Origin of the sequence: Polaromonas sp. YR568, from assembly GCF_943369675.1 — a bacterium.
GTDB lineage: Bacteria > Pseudomonadota > Gammaproteobacteria > Burkholderiales > Burkholderiaceae_C > Polaromonas.
This window is the reverse complement of record NZ_CALROB020000051.1, coordinates 12214-35790: the sequence shown is the minus strand read 5'-3', so window position 1 is coordinate 35790 and position 23577 is coordinate 12214. Positions and strand designations below refer to the sequence as shown.

Here is a 23577-nt window from a genome sequence, read left to right as displayed (position 1 = left end):
GAGTGGCCCGGCGGCCAGTAACTTTGGCGAAACCCGCAAAGCGGGTTTTCTTTTGTTCGCCAAAAGGCGCGCTGCGCGCGCGGGGTTCGCTCACTTCGCGCAGCGAAGTTACGCGAACACCAAAGTCACCAAAGAAAAGGCGACCCTGGTTGCTGCGTCCCTCCGCTTCGCTGCGGGCAACCTGTGGTGCTCGGTTCAGGCGGGGTCTCGCTCGAACTCGCTTCGCTCAGACAATCGCGATCCCTGATCCGCCTGAACCTGCGCTCCTCGGCGCATCCACAAGGGGCAATCGGGATCGGGAGCGGGGACAAAAAAAAGGGGCAGAGCAAGAGCAGACCGCGATGCGGTGGCCATGAATTTACTCCCTCTCCCTCTGGGAGAGGGCAGGGGTGAGGGGCCGTCGGCGGTTGACGTGTAGCTGCGGATGCGAAGGCTGCTGGCCCTCACCCTAGCCCTCTCCCAGCGGGAGAGGGGACAAGAAGGAAGACAAATACGGGTTTCTGTCTGCGGCTTTTGGCTGTTCGGTATTCCTGTCCCCACCCCTTGTGGATGCGCCGAGGAGCGCAGGGCCAGACGGATCAGGGCAAAAACTTGTTTGAGCCGAAGGCGAGTTGTTTTTGACCCCGGCTGGACCGAGCACCGCAGGTTGCCCCGGAGCGAAGCGCAGGGGACGCAGGAGCCAGGGTCGCCTTTCTTTTGCTTACTTTTCTTTGGCGAAGCAAAGAAAAGTGAGTTGCCGCCGGGCAACCCCGGCCAGCCGCCTTCAGCAGAAAACCCAGCAGCAAGAACACCCAACAGCCAAGGCGGCCAGCAGGAGAAATCATGCTGAGCCGCCTCACCGCCCTGCCCCGCGACGCCCGAGACACGCTGTTCCTGCTACTGGTCATAGCCTGGGTCCTGCTACCGCAGGTCAACGAACTCCCCCTCTGGTGCAGCGCGCTGGCAGCCGCCGTGCTGCTCTGGCGCGGCTGGCTGGCGGTGCAAGGCAAGCCGCTGCCGGGCAAGCGCTGGCTGCTGTTGCTGCTGGCCCTGACCATGGCCGCCACCTGGCTCACGCACCGCACGCTGCTGGGGCGCGACGCGGGCGTGACCATGCTGGTGGTGCTGCTGACGCTCAAGACGCTGGAACTGCGCGCGCGACGCGACGCCTTTGTGGTGTTCTTCCTCGGCTTCTTTTGCATGCTGAGCAACTTCTTTTATTCGCAGTCCCTGCTGGTCGCCTTCAGCATGCTGCTGGGCCTGCTGGGCCTGCTGACGGTGCTGGTCAATGCGCACATGCCGGTCGGCAAGCCGCCGCTGGCGCAGGCGGCCAAAACCGCCGGCTGGATGGCCTTGCTGGGCATGCCCATCATGCTGGTGCTGTTCCTGCTGTTTCCGCGGCTGGCGCCCTTGTGGGGCGTGCCCAGCGACGCCATGACCGGGCGCAGCGGCCTGAGCGCCAGCATGCAGGTGGGCACCATCGCCAAGCTGGCGCTGGACGAAAGCGTGGCCCTGCGCATCAAGTTTGACGGCGCGCCGCCGCGCAAGCAGGACATGTATTTTCGCGGCCCGGTGCTGTCCAGCTTCGACGGCATCGAGTGGCGCCCGTCGCGTCTGAACACCGCCGTACGCTACGGCGTGACGGCCAGCCTTGCCGTCTCGGGCGAACCCCTCAACTACGAAGTCACGCTGGAGCCCACCAACCGGCCCTGGGTGTTCGTCATGGAAGCGGCGGCGCAAAGCCCGGTGCTGCCCTCGGGCTACCAAAGCGCGATGCAGCCCGACCTGCAGTGGCTGGCCAACCGCCCTTTCACCGACCTGGTGCGCTACAAGGCCCAGAGCTACCCCGCCTTCCAGCACGGCCCGCTGCAATCCGTGCCCGGCCTCCAGGAGTTCCGCGACCTGCCGCCCGGCTTCAACCCCCGCACCCTGGCGCTGGCCCGCGACATCCGCGGCGACCCGAACTTGAGGGGCGCCGACACCGCCCGGCTGGTCGAGGTGGTGCTGGACCGCCTGCGCGAGGGCGGCTACACCTACACGCTGGAGCCCGGCGTTTACGGCCAGCACACGGCCGATGAATTCTGGTTTGACCGCAAGCAGGGCTTTTGTGAACACATCGCCTCGGCCTTCGTCATCCTGATGCGCGCCATGGACATCCCCGCCCGCATCGTCACCGGCTACCAGGGCGGCGAACTCAACAGCGTCGACGGCTTCTGGGTGGTGCGCCAAAGCAGCGCCCATGCCTGGGCCGAGGTCTGGCAGTCCGGCCGCGGCTGGGTGCGGGTGGACCCGACCTCGGTGGTCGCCCCCGCGCGCATCGGCGAGTTTGAACGGCTGGTGGTGCCGCAGGGCGCGGTCGCGCAGGCCTTGAGCGCGTTCAGCCCGACGCTCATGACCCAGTTGCGCCTGTTCTGGGAAGCCGCCAACAACAACTGGAACCAGTGGGTGCTCAACTACACCCAGGGCAAGCAGCTTGAGCTGCTCAAAAACATCGGCTTCGAATCGCCCAGCTGGGAAGACCTGAGCTACGTGCTGATCGCCATCATCGTGCTGGCCGCCCTGCTGGGCGCCGGCTGGACCTTGTGGGACCGCGCGCAGCACGACCCCTGGGTGCGCCTGCTGGCCCGCGCGCGCAAGCGGCTGGACAAAGCCGGCATCGCCAGCACGCCCGCCACCTCGCCGCGCCAGCTGGCGCTGGAAGTGGCCGGCCGCTACGGCAGGCAGGAAGGCAGCGCCGGCCGCATGCTCTCGGACTGGCTGCTGCGCCTGGAACAGCAGCGCTATGCCGCGGCGCCGGCCGCCGGCGGCAAAACACCGCCCCAGCTTCGCGCCCTCCGCGAAGAATTCAAGCGGCTGGCATGGCCCGCCTAAAATCGGGCCAGCCCCACCCTCACCGATCGCACCGCGCCATGCCCCTTCACCGTTACGGATTCACCCTTTTTTTGACAGCCGCGCTGGCCTGCTCCGCCTGGGCCGCTGACGCCAGGCCCGTCAAGAAAAAAGTGGCGGCATCCGCGCAGGCGCAGGGCCCGCTGTATTCGACACGCCCCGAGGCCATGCAGTTCGCCGACGACATGGCCGCGCGCCGCGACCTCAACCCCGACTGGGTGCGCGACGCCATCGGCCATTCGCGCTACAACGCCACCGTCGTGCGCCTCATGCAGCCGCCCACCAAGGCCTTCGTCAAGAACTGGCGCGTCTACCGCAGCCGCTTCATCGACCCGGTGCGCATCGAGGCCGGCCGCCGTTTCTGGCTGGAGAACCAGCAGACCCTGGAGCGCGCCGAAAAAGAATACGGCGTTCCCGCCGAGATCATCGTCGGCATCATAGGCGTCGAAACCATCTACGGCCGCGACACCGGCAGCTTCCGTGTGATGGACGCCCTCACCACCCTGGCCTTCGACTTCCCCGCCAACCACCCGCGCGCCAAAGAGCGCAGCGAATTCTTCAAGGGCGAGATCGAACAGTTCCTGACCCTGCAAAGCCGCCTCGAAGCCAACCCGTTTGATGCCCGCGGCAGCTTTGCCGGCGCCATGGGCATGCCGCAGTTCATGCCCTCCAGCTGGGTCAAGTACGCCGTCGACTTTGACGGCGACGGCACGATAGACCTCTGGAACAGCAACGCCGACGTGATCGGCTCCGTCGCGAGTTATTTCAAGGCCTTCAACTGGCAGCCCGGCATGCCCACGCACTACCTGGTCAGCTTCGACAAAAGCCGCCTCGATATGGACGCGCTGATGGCGCCCGACATCCTGCCGACTTTCAGCGTCGCCAGCTTCACCGGCAAGGGCGCGGTGCTCGAAGGCCCGGGCCTGCAGCACCAGGGCCCGCTCGCCCTCATCGAACTGCTCAACGGCCAGGACGCGCCGCAGTACGTCGCCGGCACCGAAAACTTTTATGCCATCACACGCTACAACTGGAGCAGCTATTACGCGATGGCGGTGATTGAGCTGGGACGGGAAGTGGCGGCGCGCGTGAGGTAAGCCACCTCGCCTGCGGGCGCGAGGTCAAGCCGTCTGTTGCGAAGGCCAGCGGTAGCCCAGCACCGCTGCCAGAGGATAAAAATGCTCACGCACTTCATCCAACTGGTTGCCGCTCCACAAATACACAAACTCTTCGTCCGCCCGAAGGAAAAACCCTACGTGGCCTTTCCAGCCGGCGGGGTCTTCGCGCGACAGCACGGCGATACAGCCGGGCACAGGAGCATCCAATGGCTCACCCCACTCCAGCCACGAGCGCGCGAGTGCGGACCCGGTGCCGGGAATGCCGGCCTGGGCCAAAGTCCAATTCACGAAGGAAGAGCACCACGAGGCCTTGTCGTCATAGCCGGCGATGTTGGTGAGCGCATGGTATTCGGTGACCCGGGGGTTGCTCTGGCCCAAGGGGAATGTGCGGACGCCGGCTTCGGCGAGGGCGATGGGCATCCAGGGTGCTTGCGGCGTGGGGGCTTGAAGATTGGACATCAATGGATTTGGAGGAGAGCGGGTGGAACGATCCTGTTCAGCAGGCGGCAAAGCATCTCATGGATATACACGCCCTGCCCCCTTGGCGCGCCATGTTTGCAGGGATATCGCATCGCCCGACACGGTATCCTGAACCAGCACGCGCTTGCCGGAGAGGTTCACATAAAAGACGCGCCAAAGCTCCAGGCGCTCCGGCCGGTTGGCATACACCGAGACCGACCAATAGCAGCGCCCGTGCATAAGCACCTGCCTGTCCACGGACTGGCCATAAGTTACGGGAAATGAGTGGGAGCGGGTCCATGCCGCCCACTCAGGCAAGCGCTCAATCGATTTGATGGAGTGCGCATATCCGGCCGCATGCAGAGCCGGCTCATCACACCTTGGCGCCGCATTGCCGGCAGCGCACAGGCAGGCAAAGAGAACTGTAAAGAAAATGTGGCGTATCCAGAGTGCGTGCTGCATGGAAGTCACACCAGGTTCAAACCGTGAACTGAATTTCGCTCGCAAGCTGCGGGGTCACTCTTGGCCCAAAGCTCATGATGTTTGCCAGCGTTGCCGTGTGGTGGGCCGATATCTGCGCGGCGGTGAGGATTCCGTTGTCTACCGTGGAATGGCCGTCCGAAACCAGCGTGACCGGATAGCCGAGCGCCAGTGCCCGCCGGGTGGTGGTGTCGACGCAGAAATCGCTTTGCAGGCCGCAGATGACCAGTGCCTTGACAGCATGTTGCTGCAACAGGGCCTGCAGTTCGGTGTTGTGGAACGAGTCGGTCGCCTTCTTGCGCAGGTAGACATCGCCCGGCCGGGCATCCAGGCCGTCGGCGAGTTTCCAACCTTCGGTTCCGTGCGCGAGCGGACCGTCCGGCGACTCGTGCTGGATCAGAAACACGGGAGCGCCCGCGGCCCGGGCCTTGGCGGACACGGCGTTGATCCTGTCGATGACGCGCCGGCTTTCAAAGGCCGCACCGTCACCAGAGCAGAGGGCCTTTTGAACGTCGATAACAAGCAGGGCTGTTGTCATGGAAATTGGCGTCTATTCTCGACAGCCTGAGGATTGACATGAGCGGCGTTCCACAGACAGCGGAGCCGGCTGTGAAATGTCCATTCGACGGATGGCTCAGGCCGCATCCGCACGCCGTGACGGGGAGAGTTCAAGCGCCAGGTATTTGGTGCCGGGAACGGGGTTGAAGGTGACAGGCGCCGAAGCTTGAAAACCCAGGGACTCGTAGATGCGCTGTGCGGCAGAGAACTCAGGCAGGACATCGAGGCAGATGCGGGAGTAGCCCGCGGCCCGCGCTTCATCGAGGATGCGTTCGATGAGCCGCCGGCCAAGGCTTTCGCCTCTCGCATCCGGCCGCACGTAAACGCGCTTCATTTCACAGGTGCTTGCGTCAACGCGTCGAAGCGCGGCACACCCGACGACAGCCGGCCCTTTCCATGCGAGAAGCAGGCGGCCGTCGGGTGCGGCGTACTTTCCCGGCAAGGCGGCGAATTCCGCCTCGTAATTCTGGAAGGCAAGGCTCACGCTGGGACTGGCGACGTACTCTCGAAGGATGGCGATGACGTGCTCAAGGTCGTCGGGAAATTTCGCGGGCTTGATTTCGGACATGGCGGAAGCGTACTTCATGTTGCAAGGATGTGCAGGACGGGAAAGCGATCACCCGTAGCACTTAGCCTCCATCAACTCACACCGGCTGAATCGTGATCTCCACCGTCATGGACTCTTCCCCGCCGCCCTGGCGCACGCCCTTGATGGGCGGGCAGGCGTTGTAGTCGGTGCCCATGGCCAGGCGCACGTGGCGCTCGTCGATCAGGCAGTGGTGGGTGACGTCTATGCTGACCCAGCGGCGCGTGGCGACGTCCAGGCAGACGTCGCACCAGGCGTGGCTGGCGAGGTCGGGTTCGTTGGCGGCGTAAAAGTAGCCGCTGACGTAGCGCGCCGGGTAACCCAGGCTGCGGCAGATGGCGACCATCACATGGGCCTGGTCCTGGCAGACGCCTGCGCCGGATTTGAAGGCTTCAAGCGCGGTGGTGGTCACGCTGGTGCTGTTCTTGCGGTAGCTCACCGCGTCGGCCACACCTTGGCTCAGGGCCAGCAAGGCCTGCAGGCTGGCGGTGCCGTCCACGCTTTGCGGGATAAAACGCCGGCCGAATTCCGCGAGTTCAAAGTGCGGTTCGGCCAGGTGCGTGGCGCGCAAAAAGAAATACGGATGCGGCAGGGTTTCCGGGTCGTTGAACTCGGCCACGCCGAAAGTTTCGACGTCGCCGGCCGCGTTGACCAGGCTCCAGCGCACGTTGTTGGCATCGCTGCCGACGAAGGTGTAGGAGCTGATGGTGTTGCCGAAGGCGTCGCGCTGGGTGAACAGCTTTTCGGGCGCGCCCAGGCTCCAGTAATGCACCGTCTGCGCCGGGCCGGACTGCGGCGTGAGCCACAGCGTTTGCAGCGCGTAGCGCAGGGGCTCCGTATACCGGTAGTCAGTGATGTGCCGGACGTGCAGTTTCATGCTCGAGCAAATACTGAATCGGACGCACCGCGGCCGCGCTGCAGCGTCGCCGAGAGAGAGGTTTTCGCCAGCAGGGGCCGCGGAACCGGCTTTGCCGGGCCGCAGGCGCAGCGCCCACTAGGGGCTGGAGCCCGCGGCTCCAAGCCTGCCTGCGCAGGCTTGGACGGGCGACAGGGGCGAAGCGTCTCGCGAGCCGCGGCCTGCAAGGCCTCGAGAGCTACGCGCAGCGAGCGAACGTGGGGGCTCAATGTGTCGCCGGCACAAGAAATTCGCGGCTGATGTGCGCGCCTATCTCGTTGACGCGGTCCAGGAACTGGGTCAGGAAGGCATGCAGGCCGGTGGCGAGGATTTCGTCGATGCGGGCGTACTGCAGGTCGGCGCGCAGCTTGCCGGCGCGGCGCTGGGTTTCGCTGGCGGTGTCGCTGGTCACCATGGCGAGGTTGCTCATGAGCTCGTTCAGGCAGGCCAGCAGCGAGCGCGGCATGTCGGGCCGCAGGATCAGCAGCTCGGCCACGCGCTCGGGCTTGATGACGTCGCGGTAGACCTTGCGGTAGACCTCGAAGCCCGAGACGCTGCGCAGGATCGCGCTCCAGTGGTAAAAATCGTACTCCTGGTCCTTCTCGCCGTCGGTGCCGATGAAGTCGTTTTGCACCGCGTGGAATTTCACGTCGACCAGGCGGGCGGTGTTGTCGGCGCGTTCCAGGAAGGTGCCCAGGCGCAGGAAGTGGAAGGCCTCGTCCTGCAGCATGGTGCCGGCCGTAACGCCGCGCGACAGGTGCGAGCGGAACTTGACCCATTCAAAAAACTGGCCGGGGTCGCGCTCGAAGTCGCCGTTGCGCAGCATGCGGATGACTTCAAGATAGGTCTGGTTCTGGGTTTCCCAGACTTCGGTGGTCAGCGTGCCGCGCACGGCGCGGGCGTTTTCACGGGCGTTCTGCAGGCAGGAGACGATGCTGGAGGAGTTCTGCTCGTCGCGCACCATGAAGTCCATGACTTCGCGCGGATTGACGGTGTCGCCGTATTTGGCCGTGTAGGAGGGCTTGAGTTCGCTGATGCTCAGCAGGCTTTGCCAGCCGCCCTGCACGACGGCAGCCGACTGCGGCAGCAGCGAAGTCTGGTAGTTGACGTCGAGCATGCGTGCGGTGTTTTCGGCACGTTCCGTGTAGCGCGACATCCAGAAAAGGTGATCAGCAGTGCGAGATAACATTTTTTCTCCTTCCTAAGCCTCAAACACCGAAAGCGCTGGCGCGCTTTGCGTGTTTTGATGATGACATCACAAGCGCTTCGCGCAATTGATGAGTCATCCCCGCGAATGCCTGCGGCATGTCGCCGGCACGCTCGGTGTAACGCGACATCCAGAAGAGGTGATCGGCAGTACGAGACAACATGATTATTTCCCTCCTTGGGTCTGCGACTGCGATTGAGACTGCGACGCCACGGGCGACGACGGGCCTTCCAGGATCCAGGTGTCCTTGGTGCCGCCGCCTTGCGAGGAGTTGACCACCAGCGAGCCGTCTTTCAGCGCCACGCGCGTGAGGCCGCCGGGCACCATCTGCACTTCCTTGCCGCTCAGCACGAAGGGCCGCAAGTCGATGTGGCGCGGCGCAATGCCGCTTTCGACGTAGGTCGGGCAGGTGGAAAGGCTGAGCGTGGGCTGGGCGATGTAGCCCGAGGGATTGGCTAGCAGCGCGGCGCGGAACTCCTCGATCTCGGCCTTGGTGGCGGCGGGGCCGACCAGCATGCCGTAGCCGCCCGCCCCGTGCACTTCCTTGACGACCAGGTCCTTGAGGTTGGCCAGCGTGTACTGCAGGTCCTCGTTGTTGCGGCACATGTAGGTAGGCACGTTCTTGAGGATGGGTTTTTCGCCGAGGTAGAACTCGATCATCTTGGGCACGTAGGGGTAGATGGACTTGTCGTCGGCCACGCCGGTGCCAATGGCATTGCACAGCGAGACGTTGCCGCTGCGGTAGACGTTGAGCAGGCCCGCGCAGCCCAGGGTGGAGTTGGGGCGGAAGGCCAGCGGGTCCAGGAAGTCGTCGTCGACCCGGCGGTAGATCACGTCGACGCGCTTGGGGCCGCGCGTGGTGCGCATGTAGACGAAGTTGTCCTTGACGAAGAGGTCCTGGCCTTCGACCAGTTCCACGCCCATCTGCTGCGCGAGGAAGGCATGCTCGAAATAGGCCGAGTTGTACATGCCGGGCGTGAGCACCACCACCGTGGGCTCGGCCGTGGCGGGCGGCGCCATGCCGCGCAGGGTTTCCAGCAGCAGGTCGGGGTAGTGGGCGACGGGCGCGACGCGGTTTTCGCTGAAGAGCTCGGGGAAGAGCCGCATCATCATCTTGCGGTCTTCCAGCATGTAGCTCACGCCGCTGGGCACGCGCAGGTTGTCTTCCAGCACGTAGTACTCGCCCTCGCCCTGGGCATTGGGCGCGCGCACGATGTCGATGCCGCTGATATGCGAATAGATGTTGCCGGGAACGTCCACGCCCATCATCTCGGGGCGGAACTGCGCGTTCTGGAAGATCTGCTCGGACGGCACAACGCCGGCCTTGATGATTTCCTGGCCGTGGTAGACGTCGTGGATGAAGCGGTTCAGCGCCGTGACGCGCTGGACCAGGCCTTTTTCCATGCTGGCCCACTCGTGGGCGGGGATGATGCGCGGGATCAGGTCAAACGGGATCAGGCGCTCGGTGCCGGCGCCGTCCTCGTCCTTGGCGCCGTACACGGCAAAGGTGATGCCGACGCGGCGGAAAATCATCTCGGCTTCGGCGCGGCGCGCCTCCATGACGGCGTCGGACTGCTTGGCCAGCCATCGCTGGTAACCCTGGTAGTGCTCACGGACGCTGGATCCCGTGGCATTCATTTCGTCAAACATCGGTCGGCTCATTGGCTTGATCTCCAGCAAGTTTTGCGCAGGGCAATTGTTTTGACGTAGCTTAGCAAGTTATGCGCCAAGACGACGCGTCACTTCCTTATTTTTAACGTACGGGCACATGATGCCAGTAACGTTTGCCCTCTTCCCGCTGGCAGCGCAGGGCATCAGGATTCTGGCTGTCCCACATTGCCGCCCCGCAGGGTGGAGATTTCACGAGGTGTATGCCGCGCGCCTCATAGCGCGCCGCAACCGCTTCAGCCGGGTGGCCGAAGCGGTTGCGGTAGCCGGCCTGCGCCACGGCCCATTGCGGCTGCACGGCGTCGAGAAAGGTCGTGGTCGACGAGGTCTTGCTGCCGTGGTGGGGCACCAGCAGGAAGTCGGCTTTGAGGCGGGCCGGGTCGCTGGTGGCCAGGGCCAGTTCCTGCGGCGCTTCAATGTCGCCCACCAGCAGGGCCGTGCGGCTGCCCGTGGAGATGCGCAGCACGCAGCTCATGGCATTGGGCTTGGCAAGCGCGTCATAGGCCCCGGCGGCCGGGTGCAGCACCTCAAACCGCACGCCATCCCATTCCCAGCGCTGGCCGGCCATACAGCGCTCAACCTTGCGCAGGGCCTGCAGCGGGTGCGTGTCTTCAATCGAACTGAGGAAACGGGCGCCGGGCTGCATGGCCAGCACGGCGGCCGCCCCGCCTATGTGGTCGATGTCGCGGTGGCTGACCATGAGGATGTCCAGCCGCTCGCCGAGTGCGCGCAGCAGCGGCACCAGCACGCGGTGGCCCGCATCGCTTTCGCGCGAAAAGCGCGGGCCGGCGTCGTAAAGCAGGCTGTGGCCGGCGGTGCGCACCAGCACCGCATTGCCCTGGCCGATGTCGGCCGCCAGCAGCTCGAACTGCCCGTGCGCGACCCGCGGCGGCTGCCACAGCAGCACGGGCAGCAGCAGCGGGATGCCCAGCGCGCGCCAATGCCAGGGCAGGCGCGTCGCCAGCAAAGCGCCGCCCGCCACGCCAGCAACGGCACACCACAACGGCGCCGCGGCCACGCTGATGGAGGCGAAAGGCCAGCTTGCCAGCCACTGCAGGAACAAGGCCAGCATGCTGACGCAGCCCGCCGTGGCTTGCCAGGCCGGCGCCCACAGCACACCCAGCAAGGCCAGCGGCGTGATCAGCAGGGTCACGGCCGGAATGGCCACGGCATTGGCCAGCAGGCCGACCAGCGAGACCTGGTTGAACAGCAGCAGCGACAAGGGCGTGAGTGCCAGCGTGACCACCCATTGCTCGCGCGCGGCGCGGGCCAGGCCGGCCAGCCAGCGCGGCGCGTGCCGCCGCCACCCGTGCGCCACCGGTTCTTCGGCGCCACGGGCGTCGGAGGCGCCGGCATCCGTCGCAAACAGGACGCCCACCGCCACGAAAGACAGCCAGAAACCAGCCTGCATCAAGGCCCAAGGGTCAATGGCCACCACCACGGCCATGGCCAGCAGCCAGGTCTGCGCCCAGGGCCACTGCCGGCCGCCCTGGCGCAGCAGGACCACCGTGGCCAGCATCCAGATGGTTCGCTGCGCGGGCACGCCCCAGCCTGAAAACAGCGCATACAGTGTCGCCAGCAACAGCCCGCCCAGCGCGCCCGCGCCGACGGCCGGCAACGCCAGGCACAAGCTGGGCGTGAGGCGCGCGGAACGCCGCCAGAGGCCGCTGATCAGCAGCGAGGCCACCCAGGCAAACATCGTTATATGGAGGCCCGAAATGCTCATCAGATGCGCGACGCCGGTGGCGCGAAAGACATCCCAATCGGCGCGCTCGATGGCGTTCTGATCGCCGACCACCAGCGCGGCAATCACACCGGCCCACTGGCGGTCACTCACGCGCTCAAAAATCGCGTCGCGCACCGATTGCCGGGCCTGCTCAATCGGGTGCCGCCAGCTGCTGGAAAGCTTGGTGGGCGGTGCGTCACTGGCGCCCGCGCGCACATAGCCGGTGGCCTGTATGCCCTGCTCCCACAACCACAGCTCGTAGTCAAAACCGTGCGGGTTGCTGTTGCCATGCGGCGCCTTGAGCCGCACCGTCATGCGCCAGCGCTCCCCGGCGCGCAGGGGTTGCGGCTGGCGCTGCAAGGCCAGCGCAGCCTCAAAGGGGTCGGCATCCAGGGCTTGGGCGCGAGGCTCGCGCCCGGCAAAGCCCGAATACCAGCCCAGCAGGATATGCGGCGGCAAGGTCACCGCGCGGCCGTCCAGGCGGGCGGAGTCGATACCGAGGCGAAAGCGCAGGCCGTCTTCTGCCTGTTGCGGCATGGCCAGCACGCTGCCCGTGACCTCGATGTCGCGGCCTTCCAGGGCCGGGTCCAAGGCGCCGGCCTGAAAAGCCCCTGCCCGCCAGCCGGCCGAGCCAAAACCCAGCAGCACCGCCAAGCCGAACGCCAGCATCGCCCTGGCCCACGAAACCCCGGCCGCACGCCTGCCAAAGCGCCAAAAAAGCCACGCGGCCACGCAAGCCAGCAAGGCACACGCGGCATAAACCTGTTGCAGCCACAAGGCGGGCTGCTGCAATTGCAGGGCGATGCCCGCGATGAAACCGGCCAGAACAGGCCCGGGGCTTGCGGCTTGTCGCCGCGCCCCTCGTGATACAGCTGGCGCCAAAGCCGCCTCCCCTTCTTTTTTTGGTTTTATAAGAAGCTGTTTAACGGGAGCGCGACACAAAGAGCCGACGGCGCGCCATGCAAACTCTGCATATGGCGCAGCTCTTGCTTTCAGAAACACCGTCAAATCCGGGTAAGCTGTCCACATCGTGTTCTGAAGACCGCGTGATGTGCCGGTCTGGCGCTGGAGCCATTTCCGGTGCCGCGCGCTCCCTGTTATTTTTTTAAGCGAGGTTGCCTTGTCCATCCACGTCGCCCTGAGCCACATCACCCATTACAAGTACGACCGGCTGGTGAAACTCGGCCCCCAGGTGGTCCGCCTGCGGCCCGCGCCGCACAGCCGCACGCAGGTGCTGTCCTATTCCCTCAGGGTTGAGCCCGCCGGGCATTTCATCAACTGGCAGCAGGACCCGTTTGCCAACTACCAGGCCCGCCTGGTGTTTCCCGAGCCGACGCGCGAGTTCAAGGTCACGGTGGACCTGGTCGTCGAAATGGCGGTGTTCAACCCCTTTGACTTCTTCCTGGAACCGGCCGCCGAGGAGTTCCCCTTCACCTACAACGCGCTGCAGGCCCGCGAACTGGCGCCCTACCTGGCGACCCAGCCGGCCACGCCGCTGCTCAAGCGCTACCTCGACAAAATCGACCGCACACCCAAGCGCACCATCGACTTCCTGGTGGGCCTGAACCAGGGCCTGCGGTCGGACATCCAGTACTCCATCCGCATGGAGCCCGGCGTGCAGACGCCCGAAGAAACCTTGAGACTGGCCTGCGGCTCCTGCCGCGACACCGGCTGGCTGCTGGTGCAGCTGCTGCGCCACATGGGCCTGGCCGCGCGTTTTGTCTCGGGCTACCTGATCCAGCTCAAGGCCGACGTCAAATCGATAGACGGCCCCAGCGGCGCCGAAACCGACTTCACCGACCTGCACGCCTGGTGCGAGGTGTTTTTGCCCGGCGCCGGCTGGGTGGGGCTGGACCCGACCTCGGGCCTGATGGCGGGCGAAGGCCACATCCCGCTGGCCTGCACGCCCGAGCCTTCGAGCGCCGCGCCTGTCGAAGGCGGCGTCGACAAGTCAGAAGTCGAGTTCGAGCACCACATGGCGGTGCAGCGCATTTACGAGTCGCCGCGCGTGACCAAGCCCTATACCGAGGAGCAATGGCAGGAGGTGCTGGCGCTGGGCGAGAAGGTCGACAAGGACCTGGCCGCCGGCGACGTGCGCCTGACCATGGGCGGCGAACCGACCTTTGTGGCCACCACCGACCGCGACGCGGCCGAATGGAACATCGACGCGCTGGGCCCGACCAAGCGCGGCTACGCGACCGAGCTCGTGCAGAAGCTGCGCGCCGAATACGGCGAAGGCGGCTTCCTGCATTTCGGCCAGGGCAAGTGGTACCCGGGCGAACAGTTGCCGCGCTGGGCGCTCAGCATCTTCTGGCGCAAGGACGGCCAGCCGATCTGGCAGAACCCGGCCCTCTTCGCCGACGAGCGCCAGCCCTGCAACTACACCAGCGCCGACGCGCAGCGTTTTGTGCAGACGCTGGCGGGCAAGCTGGGCCTGGCCACGACCTACATCACGCCGGGTTATGAAGACACCTGGTACTACCTGTGGCGCGAGCGCCGGCTGCCGGTCAACGTCGACCCGTTTGATTCGAAACTGGACGACGCCATGGAGCGCGAGCGCCTGCGCCGCGTCTTCATGCAGGGCCTGGATTCGGTCGTCGGCTACGTGCTGCCGCTGCAGACCAAGGAGCAGCTCAAGCAGCGAAACGCCGGTGCCTCGCCAGCGCTGGCCGGCCCGAAATGGACCACCGGCCCCTGGTTCTTCCGCGAAGAGCGCATGTACCTGATGCCGGGCGACTCGCCCATGGGCTACCGTCTGCCGCTCGATTCCGTGCCCTGGGTGTCCAAGACCGACTACCCCTACATGATCGAGTCCGACCCCTTCGCGCCGCGGCAGGACCTGCCGGCCGCCTCGGCAATGGCCGCGCGCTACAACGGCAGCTTCAGCGCGGCCCGCGGCGCCACACCGGCAGCCCCTTCGGCAGGCGGCAGCGCCGGTTCGCTGGCGCAGTACATGGCGCGTTACATGAGCGGCAACACCGCGCTGACGCAGGCCAGCCGCATCCTGCAGTTCCGCCCGCTGGGCAACAACGGCACCGGTGCGGACGGCAAACCCGCCGGTGCGCCAGCCGCTGAGCCCCCCACCGACGACCGCGCGCCCAAGCCCTTTGAATCGGCCGCCTGGCTCACGCGCACCGCGCTCTGCGTCGAGGTGCGCGACCCTTCGCGCGCCAACGGCCCCAAGGAAAAAGACAAACCCAAGGCCGACCCCGACAGCAAGGCCAACAAATCGGGCCGCGGCGAAACCGGCGCGATCTACGTCTTCATGCCGCCCATGGAGCGCCTCGAAGACTACCTCGACCTGCTGGCCGCCGTCGAAGCCACGGCCCAGTCGCTGGGCGTGAGCATCGTGCTCGAAGGCTACCCGCCGCCGCGCGACCCGCGCCTGAAAATGCTGCAGGTCACGCCGGATCCGGGTGTCATCGAGGTCAACATCCACCCGGCCTACAACTGGGGCGAGCTGGTGGAACACACCGAGTTCCTCTACAAGATCGCCCACGAAACGCGCCTGTCGGCCGAGAAGTTCATGACCGACGGCCGCCATACCGGCACCGGCGGCGGCAACCACTTCGTGCTGGGCGGCGCGACGCCGGCCGACAGCCCCTTCCTGCGCAAGCCGGAGGTGCTGGCCAGCCTGATCGCCTACTGGCACAACCACCCGTCGTTGAGCTATTTGTTCTCGGGCATGTTCATAGGCCCGACCAGCCAGGCGCCGCGTGTGGACGAGGCCCGCAACGACCAGCTCTACGAGCTCGAAATCGCGCTGCGCGAGATCGAGAACAACCGCAAGAAATACGGCGCCGAAATGCCGCCCTGGCTGGTGGACCGCACGCTGCGCAACATCCTGGTCGACGTCACCGGCAACACGCACCGCAGCGAGTTCTGCATCGACAAGATGTACTCGCCCGACTCCACCACCGGCCGCCTGGGCCTGCTGGAGCTGCGCGCCTTTGAAATGCCGCCGCACGCGCGCATGAGCATCGCCCAGCAACTGCTGCTGCGCGCGCTGGTGGCGCGCTTCTGGGCCAAGCCTTATCACGGCCGCGTCACGCGCTGGGGCACCGAGCTGCACGACCGCTTCCTGCTGCCCGGCTTCATCCGCATGGATTTCCAGGACGTGCTGACCGAGCTGCGCGAGGCCGGCTACCCCTTCGACATGGCCTGGTTCGAGCCGCACTTCGAGTTCCGCTTCCCGCTGATAGGCCAGGTCAAATCCAACAGCATCGAGCTGACCTTGCGCAGCGCGCTGGAGCCCTGGCATGTGATGGGCGAGGAAGGCTCGGCCGGCGGCACCGTGCGTTACGTCGATTCGTCGCTGGAGCGCATCGAGGTGCACGTCACCGGCCTCAACGACAACCGCTACGTCATCACCGTCAACGGCCGCGCCTTGCCGCTGCAAAGCACGGGCCGCGTCGGCGAATACGTGGCCGGCGTGCGCTACAAGGCCTGGAACCCGCCTTCGGCCCTGCACCCGTCGATAGGCGTGCATGCGCCGCTGACCTTCGACATCGTCGATACCTGGATGGAGCGCTCGCTGGGCGGCTGCCAGTACCACGTGGCCCACCCGGGCGGGCGCAACTACGACACACTGCCGGTCAACTCGTATGAGGCCGAAAGCCGCCGCCTCACGCGCTTTTTCCGCATGGGCCACACGCCCGGCAAGATGCGCGTGGCGCCGGCGCAGGCAAGCCGGGAGTTCCCGTTCACGCTGGACTTGCGCTAACCCCCCTCAAGGCAGGCTGTCCGCCTGTCTTGTGGCGGCAACATTTGCATGCCCATGCGGCATAAATAGGCTTTTCGGCCGGGAATCGGCCCTTTATTGAGGCTTTGCGCCCCTGGGCCGCAGGCATACTTGCAGCACGTGGAAAATAACACCCAGTCCCTTTTTGCGGCCCAGGCACTCGAATCCCCCTGCGCCCTCGCCGCCGCGCTGGCGCCGCCCGCCGCGGCGGGGCATTTCGACGAGCTGCGCGGCCGCGCCTCCGAAGGCCCCGCCCCGGTTGAAACGCCCGCACCGGCCCAGCCCGCGCTGCGCGCCGCCGGCAGCTCCCCTGAAACCGCCCCCGCCCAACCCGAAGCCCCAGCCTCCGCCGACGACCCCCTGTCGCCCGAATGGACGCGCTTTTTCAACTTCCTGGGCGCCGACGGTTTTTACGACCTGAACCACCGCACCGCCAACCTGCGCCGCCAGATCCGCGACAACGGCGTGACCTACAACGTCTACGCCGACGCCAACGGCCCGCAGCGGCCCTGGGCGCTGGACCTCTTCCCCATGATGGTCTCGGCCGCCGACTGGGCGCAGATCGAGGCCGGCATCCAGCAGCGCGCCCGCCTGCTGGACCGCGTCATGGCCGACATCTACGGCCCGCAGGAGCTGCTCTCCAAGGGCCTGCTGCCCAGCGCGCTGGTGCATGCCCACCCCGGCTACCTGCGCGGCATGCAGGGCGTGCAGCCGGCCGGCGGCACCTACCTGCACATCGCAGCTTTCGACATCGCCCACGGCCCCGACGGCCGCTGGTCCGTCGTCTCGCAGCGCACGCAGGCACCCTCCGGCCTGGGCTACCTGCTGGAAAACCGGTTGACGATTTCCCTGCTCTTCCCCGAAGCCTTCCGCGAAATGAAGGTCGAGCGCCTGGCCGCCTCGTACAAGGCGCTGGTCGACGGCCTCAAGGCCATGAGCCCCGGCGACGGCAGCGAGGAAAGCCGCGTCGTGCTGTTGACGCCCGGGCCTTACAACGAAACCTATTTCGAACACGCCTACCTCGCGCGCTTCCTGGGCCTGACGCTGGTCGAGGGCAGCGACCTGCTGGTGCGCGACGACAAGCTGTACCTCAAAACCCTGCGCGGCCTGGAGCGGGTGCACGGGCTGCTCAAGCGCCTGGACGACGAATTCCTCGACCCGCTGGAACTGCGCTCGGACTCCACGCTGGGCGTGCCCGGCCTGCTGCAAGTCATACGCGCCGGCAACGTGCTGGTGGTCAACACGCCGGGCTCGGCCTTCCTCGAATCGAGCGCGCTGCTGGGTTTCCTGCCCGCGCTGTCGCGGCATCTGCTGGGCGAAACCCTGGCCCTGCCCTCGCTGGCGACCTGGTGGTGCGGCGAGCAGGCCGTGCTGCAGGACGTGCTGGGCCAGCTCAAGGACTGCGTGATCAAGCCGACCTACCCGGGCTCGGGCATGGAGTCGGTGATAGGCCACACGCTGTCGCGCCGCGCGCTGGACGAATGGGCCGGCCGCATCGTGCGCCGCGGCGAAGACTACACCGTGCAGGCCTACCTGCCGCTGCCGCAGACGCCGACCTGGCAGGGTGAGCGAGTCTCCCCGCGCTCGGCCATGCTGCGCGTGTTCGCCGTGGCCGATGGCAAGGGTTCCTGGCAGGTGCTGCCGGGCGGGCTGGCGCGCCTGGCCGGCAAGAACGAAAACATGTCGTCCATGCAGCACGGCGGCAGCAGCGCCGACGTGTGGGTGCTGGGCGATTCCACAGCCAGCAAAGCCACGGCCCCGCGCGCCGAACAACCCGCTCCCGCCTGGGCCACCGCGCCGCTGCGCCACCGCCCGCCCGTCACCAGCCGCGCGGCCGAAAACCTTTTCTGGTTAGGCCGCTACACCGAGCGCGCCGAAAACTCCACACGCCTGGCGCAGATCACCCTGCAATGCCTGGGCGGCGAAGACCAGAGCTCGCAGCCGCTGCTGGCCTGGCTGACCAGCATGGCGGTCGGCAACGCGCTGGTACTGGACACCGTGCCGCCGGCCACGCATGCGCGCCGCGTCTTTGAACGCGCCCTGATCGCCAACCTGGCCGACACCGAGCAGGCCGCCAGCGTGGGCTACAACCTGCGCGCCCTCAAGAGCGCGGCCTCGGCCGTGCGCGAGCGCCTGTCGCAGGAGCAGTGGCACATGATCGTGCGCACCGAGGCCGATTTCTTCCAGCGCTGCGCGGTGTTCAGCGCCGTGGGCCAGACGCAATCACAAAGCCAGGGCGGGCAAAGCCAGAGCCAATCCGGCCAGTCCGCCCCGTCCAGCCCTCCCAGCCAGTACCTGCTCGAATACTCCTCCGTCGAGGCGCTGCGCGCGCTCGAATCGGCCAGTGGTTTCCTCTCGGCCATGACGGGCGCGCAGACCGACCGCATGACCCGCGACGACGGCTGGCGCCTGCTCAGCGTGGGACGCCTCATCGAACGGCTCAACACCCTGGCCGGCGCGCTGGTGCGCGGTTTTGACACCGGCGCGGTCTTCGAGGAAGGCGGCTTCAACGCCATGGTGGCGCTGTTCGACAGCACCATCACCTTCCACGCGCAATACCAGCAGCGCCGCGACATCCCGGCCCTGCTCGATTTGCTGGTACTGGACCGCGACAACCCGCGCTCGCTGGGCTGGGTGGTGCAGACCCTGCGCGGGCGCCTGGCCAAGCTGGCCGGCAGCGCGCCCGGCGACATGCCCGACCTTGCCATGGAACTGCCCGACCCCGGCAGCTGGGCGCTGGCCGACCTGTGCGCGGGCGCACCGGGCAGCAACCATGACGACGGCGTAGAACGTGAAGACGGCGATACGGAAGAAGAAGGCGAAGAAGGCCGCGATTACCAGGACGACCAGGACGCCCGGCTGGTCGACCTGCTGCAGCAATGCTGCGACGCCGCGCTGGAGCTGTCGGACACCCTGAGCCGCCGCTACTTCAGCCACGCCGCGTCCGGCAGCCAGAGCCTGGGCGCCTGAGCGCCCGGTCCAGCGGAGTCACCCATGCTGCTTCACGTCGTCCACGAAACCCGTTACCGCTATGCGCCGGCGGTGGTAAACGCCCACCACGTGGTGCACCTCAAACCCGCCAGCCGCAACGGCCAGAGCCTGCTGCGCTACGACTTGCGCATAGACCCCATGCCCGTACAGCTGCGCGACACCGTCGATGTGTACGGCAATACGCGCAGCTATTTTTCGCTGCAGTCCGCACATGAAAGCCTGACCGTGGTGGCCGACAGCGTGGTCTCCACCTCGGCCCTCAACCCGCTGCAGTCCGAAGCTTCGCTTTCCACCAGCCGAGGCGCATCGCCGCCCTGGGAACAGGTGCGCGAGCAGTTTCGCTACCGCGCGGGCGCGGCCTACGACAGTGCCTCCGAGTTCCTGTTCGCCTCGCCCTATGTGCCGCGCGACGACGCCTTTGTCGAATTCGGCCGCCCCAGCTTCCTGCCGGGCCGGCCGCTGCCCGAAGCGGCACGCGACCTGATGGAGCGCATCCACAACGCCATGACTTACGAAAGCGAAAGCACCGAGGTCAACACACCTGCGCTCGAAGCCCTCAAACAGGGCAAGGGTGTGTGCCAGGATTTCGCCCACATCATGGTGGCCTGCTGCCGCGCCATGGGTTTGCCGGCGCGTTACGTCAGCGGCTACCTGCTCACCAGCCCGCCGCCCGGCCAGCCGCGCCTGGTCGGCAGCGACGCCTCGCATGCCTGGGCTTCGGTCTATTGCCCGGGCGTGGGCACCTGGCTGGACTTCGACCCCACCAACAACCGCGCGCCGGGCGAAGATTACGTCACGCTGGCCACGGGCCGCGACTTCCTGGACGTCTCGCCCATGCGCGGCGTGATACGCGGCGGCGCGCAGCACATCCTGGACGTGGCCGTGACGGTGGAGCCTCTGCCTGAGACCGACGCCCAGTCTCTTACGACGGGGAACTGAGCGCCGGCTCCCCGAGTACCGAGCCCTCGGGCAGGCTGCCCGCCAGGCGCCGCCGGCACAAGCCCACAAACTCCTGCGCCGCGCCGGATTGCGCCTGCAGCGGCTTGAAGGCCAGCAAGGCGCGAAACCACACATCAGCCGCCAGCGGCACACTGCGCAGGCCCAGCGCCAGGTATTCACGCGCCACCAGCGGGTTGGTCACCGCCAGCCCGGCGCCGGCCAGCACCAGTGCGCATTGCGTCGCGCTGTACGGCGTTTCAATCACAAAGCGCGGCTGCACGCCGGCCTGGTCCAGCGCCGCCTCCAGGCGCCGCTGCGCCGGGTCGGACGCCGACAGGCCCACCAGCGGCACCTCCTGCAGGTCCTGCGCCTGCAGCAGCTGCTTGCGCGCCAGCGGATGGGCGGCAGGCATCACGCAGACGGCGGGCGCCTGGTAAAACATCGACGACACCAGGCCGCTGGTGTCGGCCTCGTCGCCCAGGAAAGCCAGGTCGACCGCGCCCTGGAACAGCGCCTCGCGCAGCACCTTGGAGCTGTCGACCAGCAGCAGGCAGCGCGTGCGCGGGTAGCTGCGCTGGAATTCGGCCAAAGCCCAGGGCATCACGCTGGCGGCCATGGCGTGCAGCGAGCCGATGCGCAGCACCGTGTCCTCATGCGACTGCAGGGCCACGATTTTTCGCTGCACGGCTTCCAGGCCTTCGTAGACCCGCTCGACCTCTTCCATCAGCGCATGCGCTTCAGGTGTGGGTGTGAGCTTGCCTTTGGGCCGGTCAAACAGCTTGAGCCCGGCGCGCGCTTCGAGCTGCTGCAGCAGCTGCGTCACGGCCGGCTGGCTGACGTGCAGGGCCGCCGCCGCGCGGTTGGCCGTGCCCAGCCGCATGACCATGCGAAAGACCTCGATCTGGCGCGCGCTTGCTTCGGCCATGGCCGTCCCCTATAAGTTTTACTTATTTTAAATCGCAAACAAGCCGCGCACGGCGAGCCCTGGCCTTCGTACCATGGGCCTCATGAATTCCGCTTCTTCCGACTCCCGCCCCAAGGCACCGGCCTTTAGCGCCGTCAGCCGAAACCCGCAACTGGCCGGGCTGCGTTGCATCCACTGTGCCCGCGAATATCCGCTGCACGACCTGCCCGCCGGCTGCCCGCATTGCGCGGCAGCCGGCACGCCAGCCAGCCTGGAGGCCGTGTATGCCGGGCTGCCCAAGACCCTGCAGACCGCCAGCACAGGTTATAAGTGGGGCGACTGGCTGCCCTATACCCGGGGCGTCTCGCTGGGCGAAGGCGACACGCCCTGCCTGGATTTGCCGCGCCTGGCGCGTGCCTTCGGCCTGAAGCAGGTGTCGGCCAAACACGAGGGCATGAACCCCACCGGTTCGCACAAGGACCGCATGTCGGCCCAGGCCGTCAGCCGGGCGCTGGACGTGGGCGCGCAAACCGTGGTGCTGGCTTCCAGCGGCAACGCGGCGGTGTCGGCTGCGGCGTATTGCGCGGCGGCCGGCCTGCCCTGCGAGATCGCGACTTACCACGACATGCCCGAGCCTTACGCGCGCGCACTGCACCGCCTGGGCGCCAAGCGCTTGGTGTTCGAGCGCGGCTTCGGGCGTTGGGAGCACCTGCGCCGGCGCGTCGAGCAAGACGGCGCGTTTGCCCTGACCAACTACAGCGTGCCCGCCGTCGGCAGCCCGGCCTTCGGCGTCGAAGGTTACCGCGCAGTCGCGTTTGAGTGTGTGGCCGACGGTTGCATCCCCGACCACGTGCTGGTGCCCACCGCGCGCGGCGATCTGCTGTGGGGCGTGTACAGCGGCCTGCGCGATTTGCTGCGGGCCGGGCTGATCACGCGCATGCCGCGCCTCTGGGCAGTCGAGCCTTTCCCGCGCCTGTCCCGCGTGCTGGATGGCGCCTCGCCGCAAGCCGAGTTCGCCGGGCAGACCGCGCAGTTTTCCATAGGCGGCAGCACCGTCACGCTGCAGCAGGCGCTGGCCGTGCGCCAGTCGGGCGGCGGCGCCGTGGTGGTTGACGATGCCGGCGCCATCGCGGGCAGCGCGCAACTCGCCGCGCAAGGCCTGTGGGTGGAGCTGTGCGCAGGCGCCTGCGTGGGCGCGCTGGCGCAGCTGCGCGCGCGCGGCGAGATAGCGCCTGCCGACCATGCCCTGCTGCTGCTGACCGCCAAGGGCGACCGCGACACGCTGGACGTCTTTCCGTGATTGCCTTCACCTCCTTGATTCCCTGAACCGATACCCCCAGACTGCAAAGGATTCCTCCATGAAGACCCGACTGCTCACCACCCTGCTCCTTGCCTGCGCCAGCCTGATGGCAGCCGGCGCCCACGCGGCCTACCCCGACAAACCGCTGCGCCTCATCGTGCCCTGGGCCCCCGGCGGCAGCACGGATGCGATTGCGCGCGCCATCGCGCAGCGCATGGGCGAAACCATGGGCCAGACCGTGGTGGTGGACAACCGCTCCGGCGCCTCGGGCCGCATCGGCACCGAGGCCGCCGCCAAGGCAGCGCCCGACGGCTACACCTTCGCCATCGTCGAGCTGCCGCATGCGATCGCGCCGGCCGTGTTCAACAAAATGCCGTATGACCTGCTGCGCGACTTCACGCCGATTTCCATGGTCGGCACCTCGCCGCTGCTGCTGTTTGCCAGCGGCGCGCAGTACAAGAACGGCGACATCAAGGGCTTCCTCAAAACCTACCGCGCCAGCAAGGTGCCGCTGGCGCTGGCGCACAGCGGCAACGGCTCCATCAGCCACCTCTCCAGTGAACTGTTCGCCACCGCCACCGGGATCAAGGTCAACGCGATTCCCTACCGCGGCTCGGCACCCGCGCTCACCGACGTCGCGGCCGGCCAGGTGGACGCGCATTTCGCCACGCTGGCCAGCGGCAGTTCGCTGCTGGGCGCGAACAAAATTTCGGCCCTGATGGTGACCGGCAACACGCGACTGGCCGCGCTGCCCGAGGTGCCGACCGCCCGCGAAGCCGGCATGGAAAGCATGCAGTTCAACCAGTGGTGGGCGCTGGTGGCGCCGGCCACCACGCCGATCGAAGTCGTCGAGCGCCTGCGCAGCGAAGCCGTCGCGGCGCTGGCCCACCCGTCCACGCGCGAGCGGCTCACCACCTTGGGCATAGACCTCAAGGGCTCAAGCCGCGACGAGCTGCGCGCCTTCATGCGCAGCGAGGTGGACCGCTGGGGCGCCGTGGTGCGCAAGGCCGGCATCAAGCCCGAGTAAGCCAAGGCCTGCATCACTTCCTTTCATGCCGCTACAGGCCCGCGCCCAGGCAGGCCCGCCCTACAATTCCCTGCACACCCCGCCCGCGGGAACCGCCTTCAACCAAAGGGAAA

The 23577-nt window shown here is 66.9% G+C and carries 17 protein-coding genes and 1 pseudogene; 8 read left to right on the top strand and 10 right to left on the bottom strand.

Annotated elements, in window-relative coordinates; translation table 11 throughout:
• From ACLV8F_RS21280 to mltB, 3 genes and pseudogenes are all read left to right on the top strand, one after another.
• A pseudogene (locus ACLV8F_RS21280) lies at nt 1-247 on the top strand (hypothetical protein); the annotation flags it as partial.
• Between the two features lie 575 nt (nt 248-822).
• Nucleotides 823-2850 carry a transglutaminaseTgpA domain-containing protein gene (locus tag ACLV8F_RS21275; protein ID WP_411886196.1) on the top strand — a complete coding sequence of 676 codons (2028 nt, stop codon included), beginning with the start codon at nt 823-825 and terminating at the stop codon, nt 2848-2850.
• A 38-nt stretch (nt 2851-2888) separates the two neighbouring features.
• Nucleotides 2889-3962 carry a lytic murein transglycosylase B gene (gene mltB / locus ACLV8F_RS21270; protein WP_411886195.1) on the top strand — a complete coding sequence of 358 codons (1074 nt, stop codon included), beginning with the start codon at nt 2889-2891 and terminating at the stop codon, nt 3960-3962.
• Nucleotides 3963-3986: 24 nt separating this feature from the next.
• On the opposite strand, the gene ACLV8F_RS21265 is transcribed toward mltB, so the two are convergent.
• From ACLV8F_RS21265 to ACLV8F_RS21225, 9 genes are all read right to left on the bottom strand, one after another.
• The gene (locus tag ACLV8F_RS21265) at nt 3987-4442 is read right to left on the bottom strand and encodes a TIGR02594 family protein (RefSeq protein WP_411886194.1); all 456 of its coding nucleotides are present in this window, start codon (nt 4440-4442) and stop codon (nt 3987-3989) included.
• A 57-nt stretch (nt 4443-4499) separates the two neighbouring features.
• On the bottom strand, nt 4500-4904 hold the full coding sequence (locus ACLV8F_RS21260; protein ID WP_411886193.1) for a hypothetical protein: 405 nt from the start codon (nt 4902-4904) through the stop codon (nt 4500-4502).
• Between the two features lie 16 nt (nt 4905-4920).
• A complete protein-coding gene (locus ACLV8F_RS21255) occupies nt 4921-5460 on the bottom strand; it encodes a cysteine hydrolase family protein (protein WP_411886192.1) in 540 nt (179 codons plus the stop codon).
• A 96-nt stretch (nt 5461-5556) separates the two neighbouring features.
• The gene (locus ACLV8F_RS21250; protein ID WP_411886198.1) at nt 5557-6048 is read right to left on the bottom strand and encodes a GNAT family N-acetyltransferase; all 492 of its coding nucleotides are present in this window, start codon (nt 6046-6048) and stop codon (nt 5557-5559) included.
• Between the two features lie 76 nt (nt 6049-6124).
• Entirely contained in the window at nt 6125-6943 is an 819-nt protein-coding gene (locus ACLV8F_RS21245) for a transglutaminase family protein (RefSeq protein WP_411886191.1), read from the bottom strand.
• A 244-nt stretch (nt 6944-7187) separates the two neighbouring features.
• Entirely contained in the window at nt 7188-8150 is a 963-nt protein-coding gene (locus ACLV8F_RS21240; RefSeq protein ID WP_411880132.1) for an alpha-E domain-containing protein, read from the bottom strand.
• A gap of 19 nt (nt 8151-8169) precedes the next feature.
• On the bottom strand, nt 8170-8331 hold the full coding sequence (locus tag ACLV8F_RS21235) for an alpha-E domain-containing protein (RefSeq protein ID WP_411886190.1): 162 nt from the start codon (nt 8329-8331) through the stop codon (nt 8170-8172).
• 2 nt (nt 8332-8333) lie between these two features.
• On the bottom strand, nt 8334-9830 hold the full coding sequence (locus tag ACLV8F_RS21230; RefSeq protein ID WP_411886189.1) for a circularly permuted type 2 ATP-grasp protein: 1497 nt from the start codon (nt 9828-9830) through the stop codon (nt 8334-8336).
• A 91-nt stretch (nt 9831-9921) separates the two neighbouring features.
• The gene (locus ACLV8F_RS21225; protein ID WP_411886197.1) at nt 9922-12387 is read right to left on the bottom strand and encodes a DNA internalization-related competence protein ComEC/Rec2; all 2466 of its coding nucleotides are present in this window, start codon (nt 12385-12387) and stop codon (nt 9922-9924) included.
• Between the two features lie 295 nt (nt 12388-12682).
• Here ACLV8F_RS21225 and ACLV8F_RS21220 point away from each other — a divergent pair, with 295 nt between their 5' ends.
• The 3 genes from ACLV8F_RS21220 to ACLV8F_RS21210 all read left to right on the top strand — a co-directional run bounded on the left by ACLV8F_RS21220 (nt 12683) and on the right by ACLV8F_RS21210 (nt 20233).
• A complete protein-coding gene (locus ACLV8F_RS21220) occupies nt 12683-16285 on the top strand; it encodes a DUF2126 domain-containing protein (protein WP_411886188.1) in 3603 nt (1200 codons plus the stop codon).
• A gap of 138 nt (nt 16286-16423) precedes the next feature.
• On the top strand, nt 16424-19273 hold the full coding sequence (locus ACLV8F_RS21215; protein WP_411886187.1) for a circularly permuted type 2 ATP-grasp protein: 2850 nt from the start codon (nt 16424-16426) through the stop codon (nt 19271-19273).
• A 24-nt stretch (nt 19274-19297) separates the two neighbouring features.
• Nucleotides 19298-20233, top strand: coding sequence for a transglutaminase family protein (locus tag ACLV8F_RS21210; RefSeq protein WP_411886186.1), 936 nt, complete (start codon nt 19298-19300; stop codon nt 20231-20233).
• On the opposite strand, the gene ACLV8F_RS21205 is transcribed toward ACLV8F_RS21210, so the two are convergent.
• Entirely contained in the window at nt 20217-21158 is a 942-nt protein-coding gene (locus ACLV8F_RS21205; protein ID WP_411886185.1) for a LysR substrate-binding domain-containing protein, read from the bottom strand. The genes ACLV8F_RS21210 and ACLV8F_RS21205 overlap by 17 nt on opposite strands.
• A gap of 82 nt (nt 21159-21240) precedes the next feature.
• On the opposite strand from ACLV8F_RS21205, the gene ACLV8F_RS21200 reads away from it, so the two are divergent.
• Nucleotides 21241-22437: a pyridoxal-phosphate dependent enzyme gene (locus ACLV8F_RS21200; protein ID WP_411886184.1), complete on the top strand. Its 1197-nt coding sequence runs from the start codon at nt 21241-21243 to the stop codon at nt 22435-22437.
• A 58-nt stretch (nt 22438-22495) separates the two neighbouring features.
• On the top strand, nt 22496-23464 hold the full coding sequence (locus tag ACLV8F_RS21195) for a tripartite tricarboxylate transporter substrate binding protein (RefSeq protein ID WP_411886183.1): 969 nt from the start codon (nt 22496-22498) through the stop codon (nt 23462-23464).
• Nucleotides 23465-23577: the final 113 nt, after the last annotated feature.

What these genes read in the sequence shown, in the direction of transcription:
- ACLV8F_RS21255 (WP_411886192.1), bottom strand. Translation starts at nt 5,460, where the DNA reads ATGACAACAGCCCTGCTTGTTATCGACGTTCAAAAGGCCCTCTGCTCT.
- ACLV8F_RS21205 (WP_411886185.1), bottom strand. Translation starts at nt 21,158, where the DNA reads ATGGCCGAAGCAAGCGCGCGCCAGATCGAGGTCTTTCGCATGGTCATG.
- ACLV8F_RS21250 (WP_411886198.1), bottom strand. Translation starts at nt 6,048, where the DNA reads ATGTCCGAAATCAAGCCCGCGAAATTTCCCGACGACCTTGAGCACGTC.
- ACLV8F_RS21195 (WP_411886183.1), top strand. Translation starts at nt 22,496, where the DNA reads ATGAAGACCCGACTGCTCACCACCCTGCTCCTTGCCTGCGCCAGCCTG.
- ACLV8F_RS21245 (WP_411886191.1), bottom strand. Translation starts at nt 6,943, where the DNA reads ATGAAACTGCACGTCCGGCACATCACTGACTACCGGTATACGGAGCCC.
- ACLV8F_RS21230 (WP_411886189.1), bottom strand. Translation starts at nt 9,830, where the DNA reads ATGAGCCGACCGATGTTTGACGAAATGAATGCCACGGGATCCAGCGTC.
- ACLV8F_RS21260 (WP_411886193.1), bottom strand. Translation starts at nt 4,904, where the DNA reads ATGCAGCACGCACTCTGGATACGCCACATTTTCTTTACAGTTCTCTTT.
- ACLV8F_RS21200 (WP_411886184.1), top strand. Translation starts at nt 21,241, where the DNA reads ATGAATTCCGCTTCTTCCGACTCCCGCCCCAAGGCACCGGCCTTTAGC.
- ACLV8F_RS21275 (WP_411886196.1), top strand. Translation starts at nt 823, where the DNA reads ATGCTGAGCCGCCTCACCGCCCTGCCCCGCGACGCCCGAGACACGCTG.
- ACLV8F_RS21210 (WP_411886186.1), top strand. Translation starts at nt 19,298, where the DNA reads ATGCTGCTTCACGTCGTCCACGAAACCCGTTACCGCTATGCGCCGGCG.
- ACLV8F_RS21240 (WP_411880132.1), bottom strand. Translation starts at nt 8,150, where the DNA reads ATGTTATCTCGCACTGCTGATCACCTTTTCTGGATGTCGCGCTACACG.
- mltB (WP_411886195.1), top strand. Translation starts at nt 2,889, where the DNA reads ATGCCCCTTCACCGTTACGGATTCACCCTTTTTTTGACAGCCGCGCTG.
- ACLV8F_RS21235 (WP_411886190.1), bottom strand. Translation starts at nt 8,331, where the DNA reads ATGTTGTCTCGTACTGCCGATCACCTCTTCTGGATGTCGCGTTACACC.
- ACLV8F_RS21265 (WP_411886194.1), bottom strand. Translation starts at nt 4,442, where the DNA reads ATGTCCAATCTTCAAGCCCCCACGCCGCAAGCACCCTGGATGCCCATC.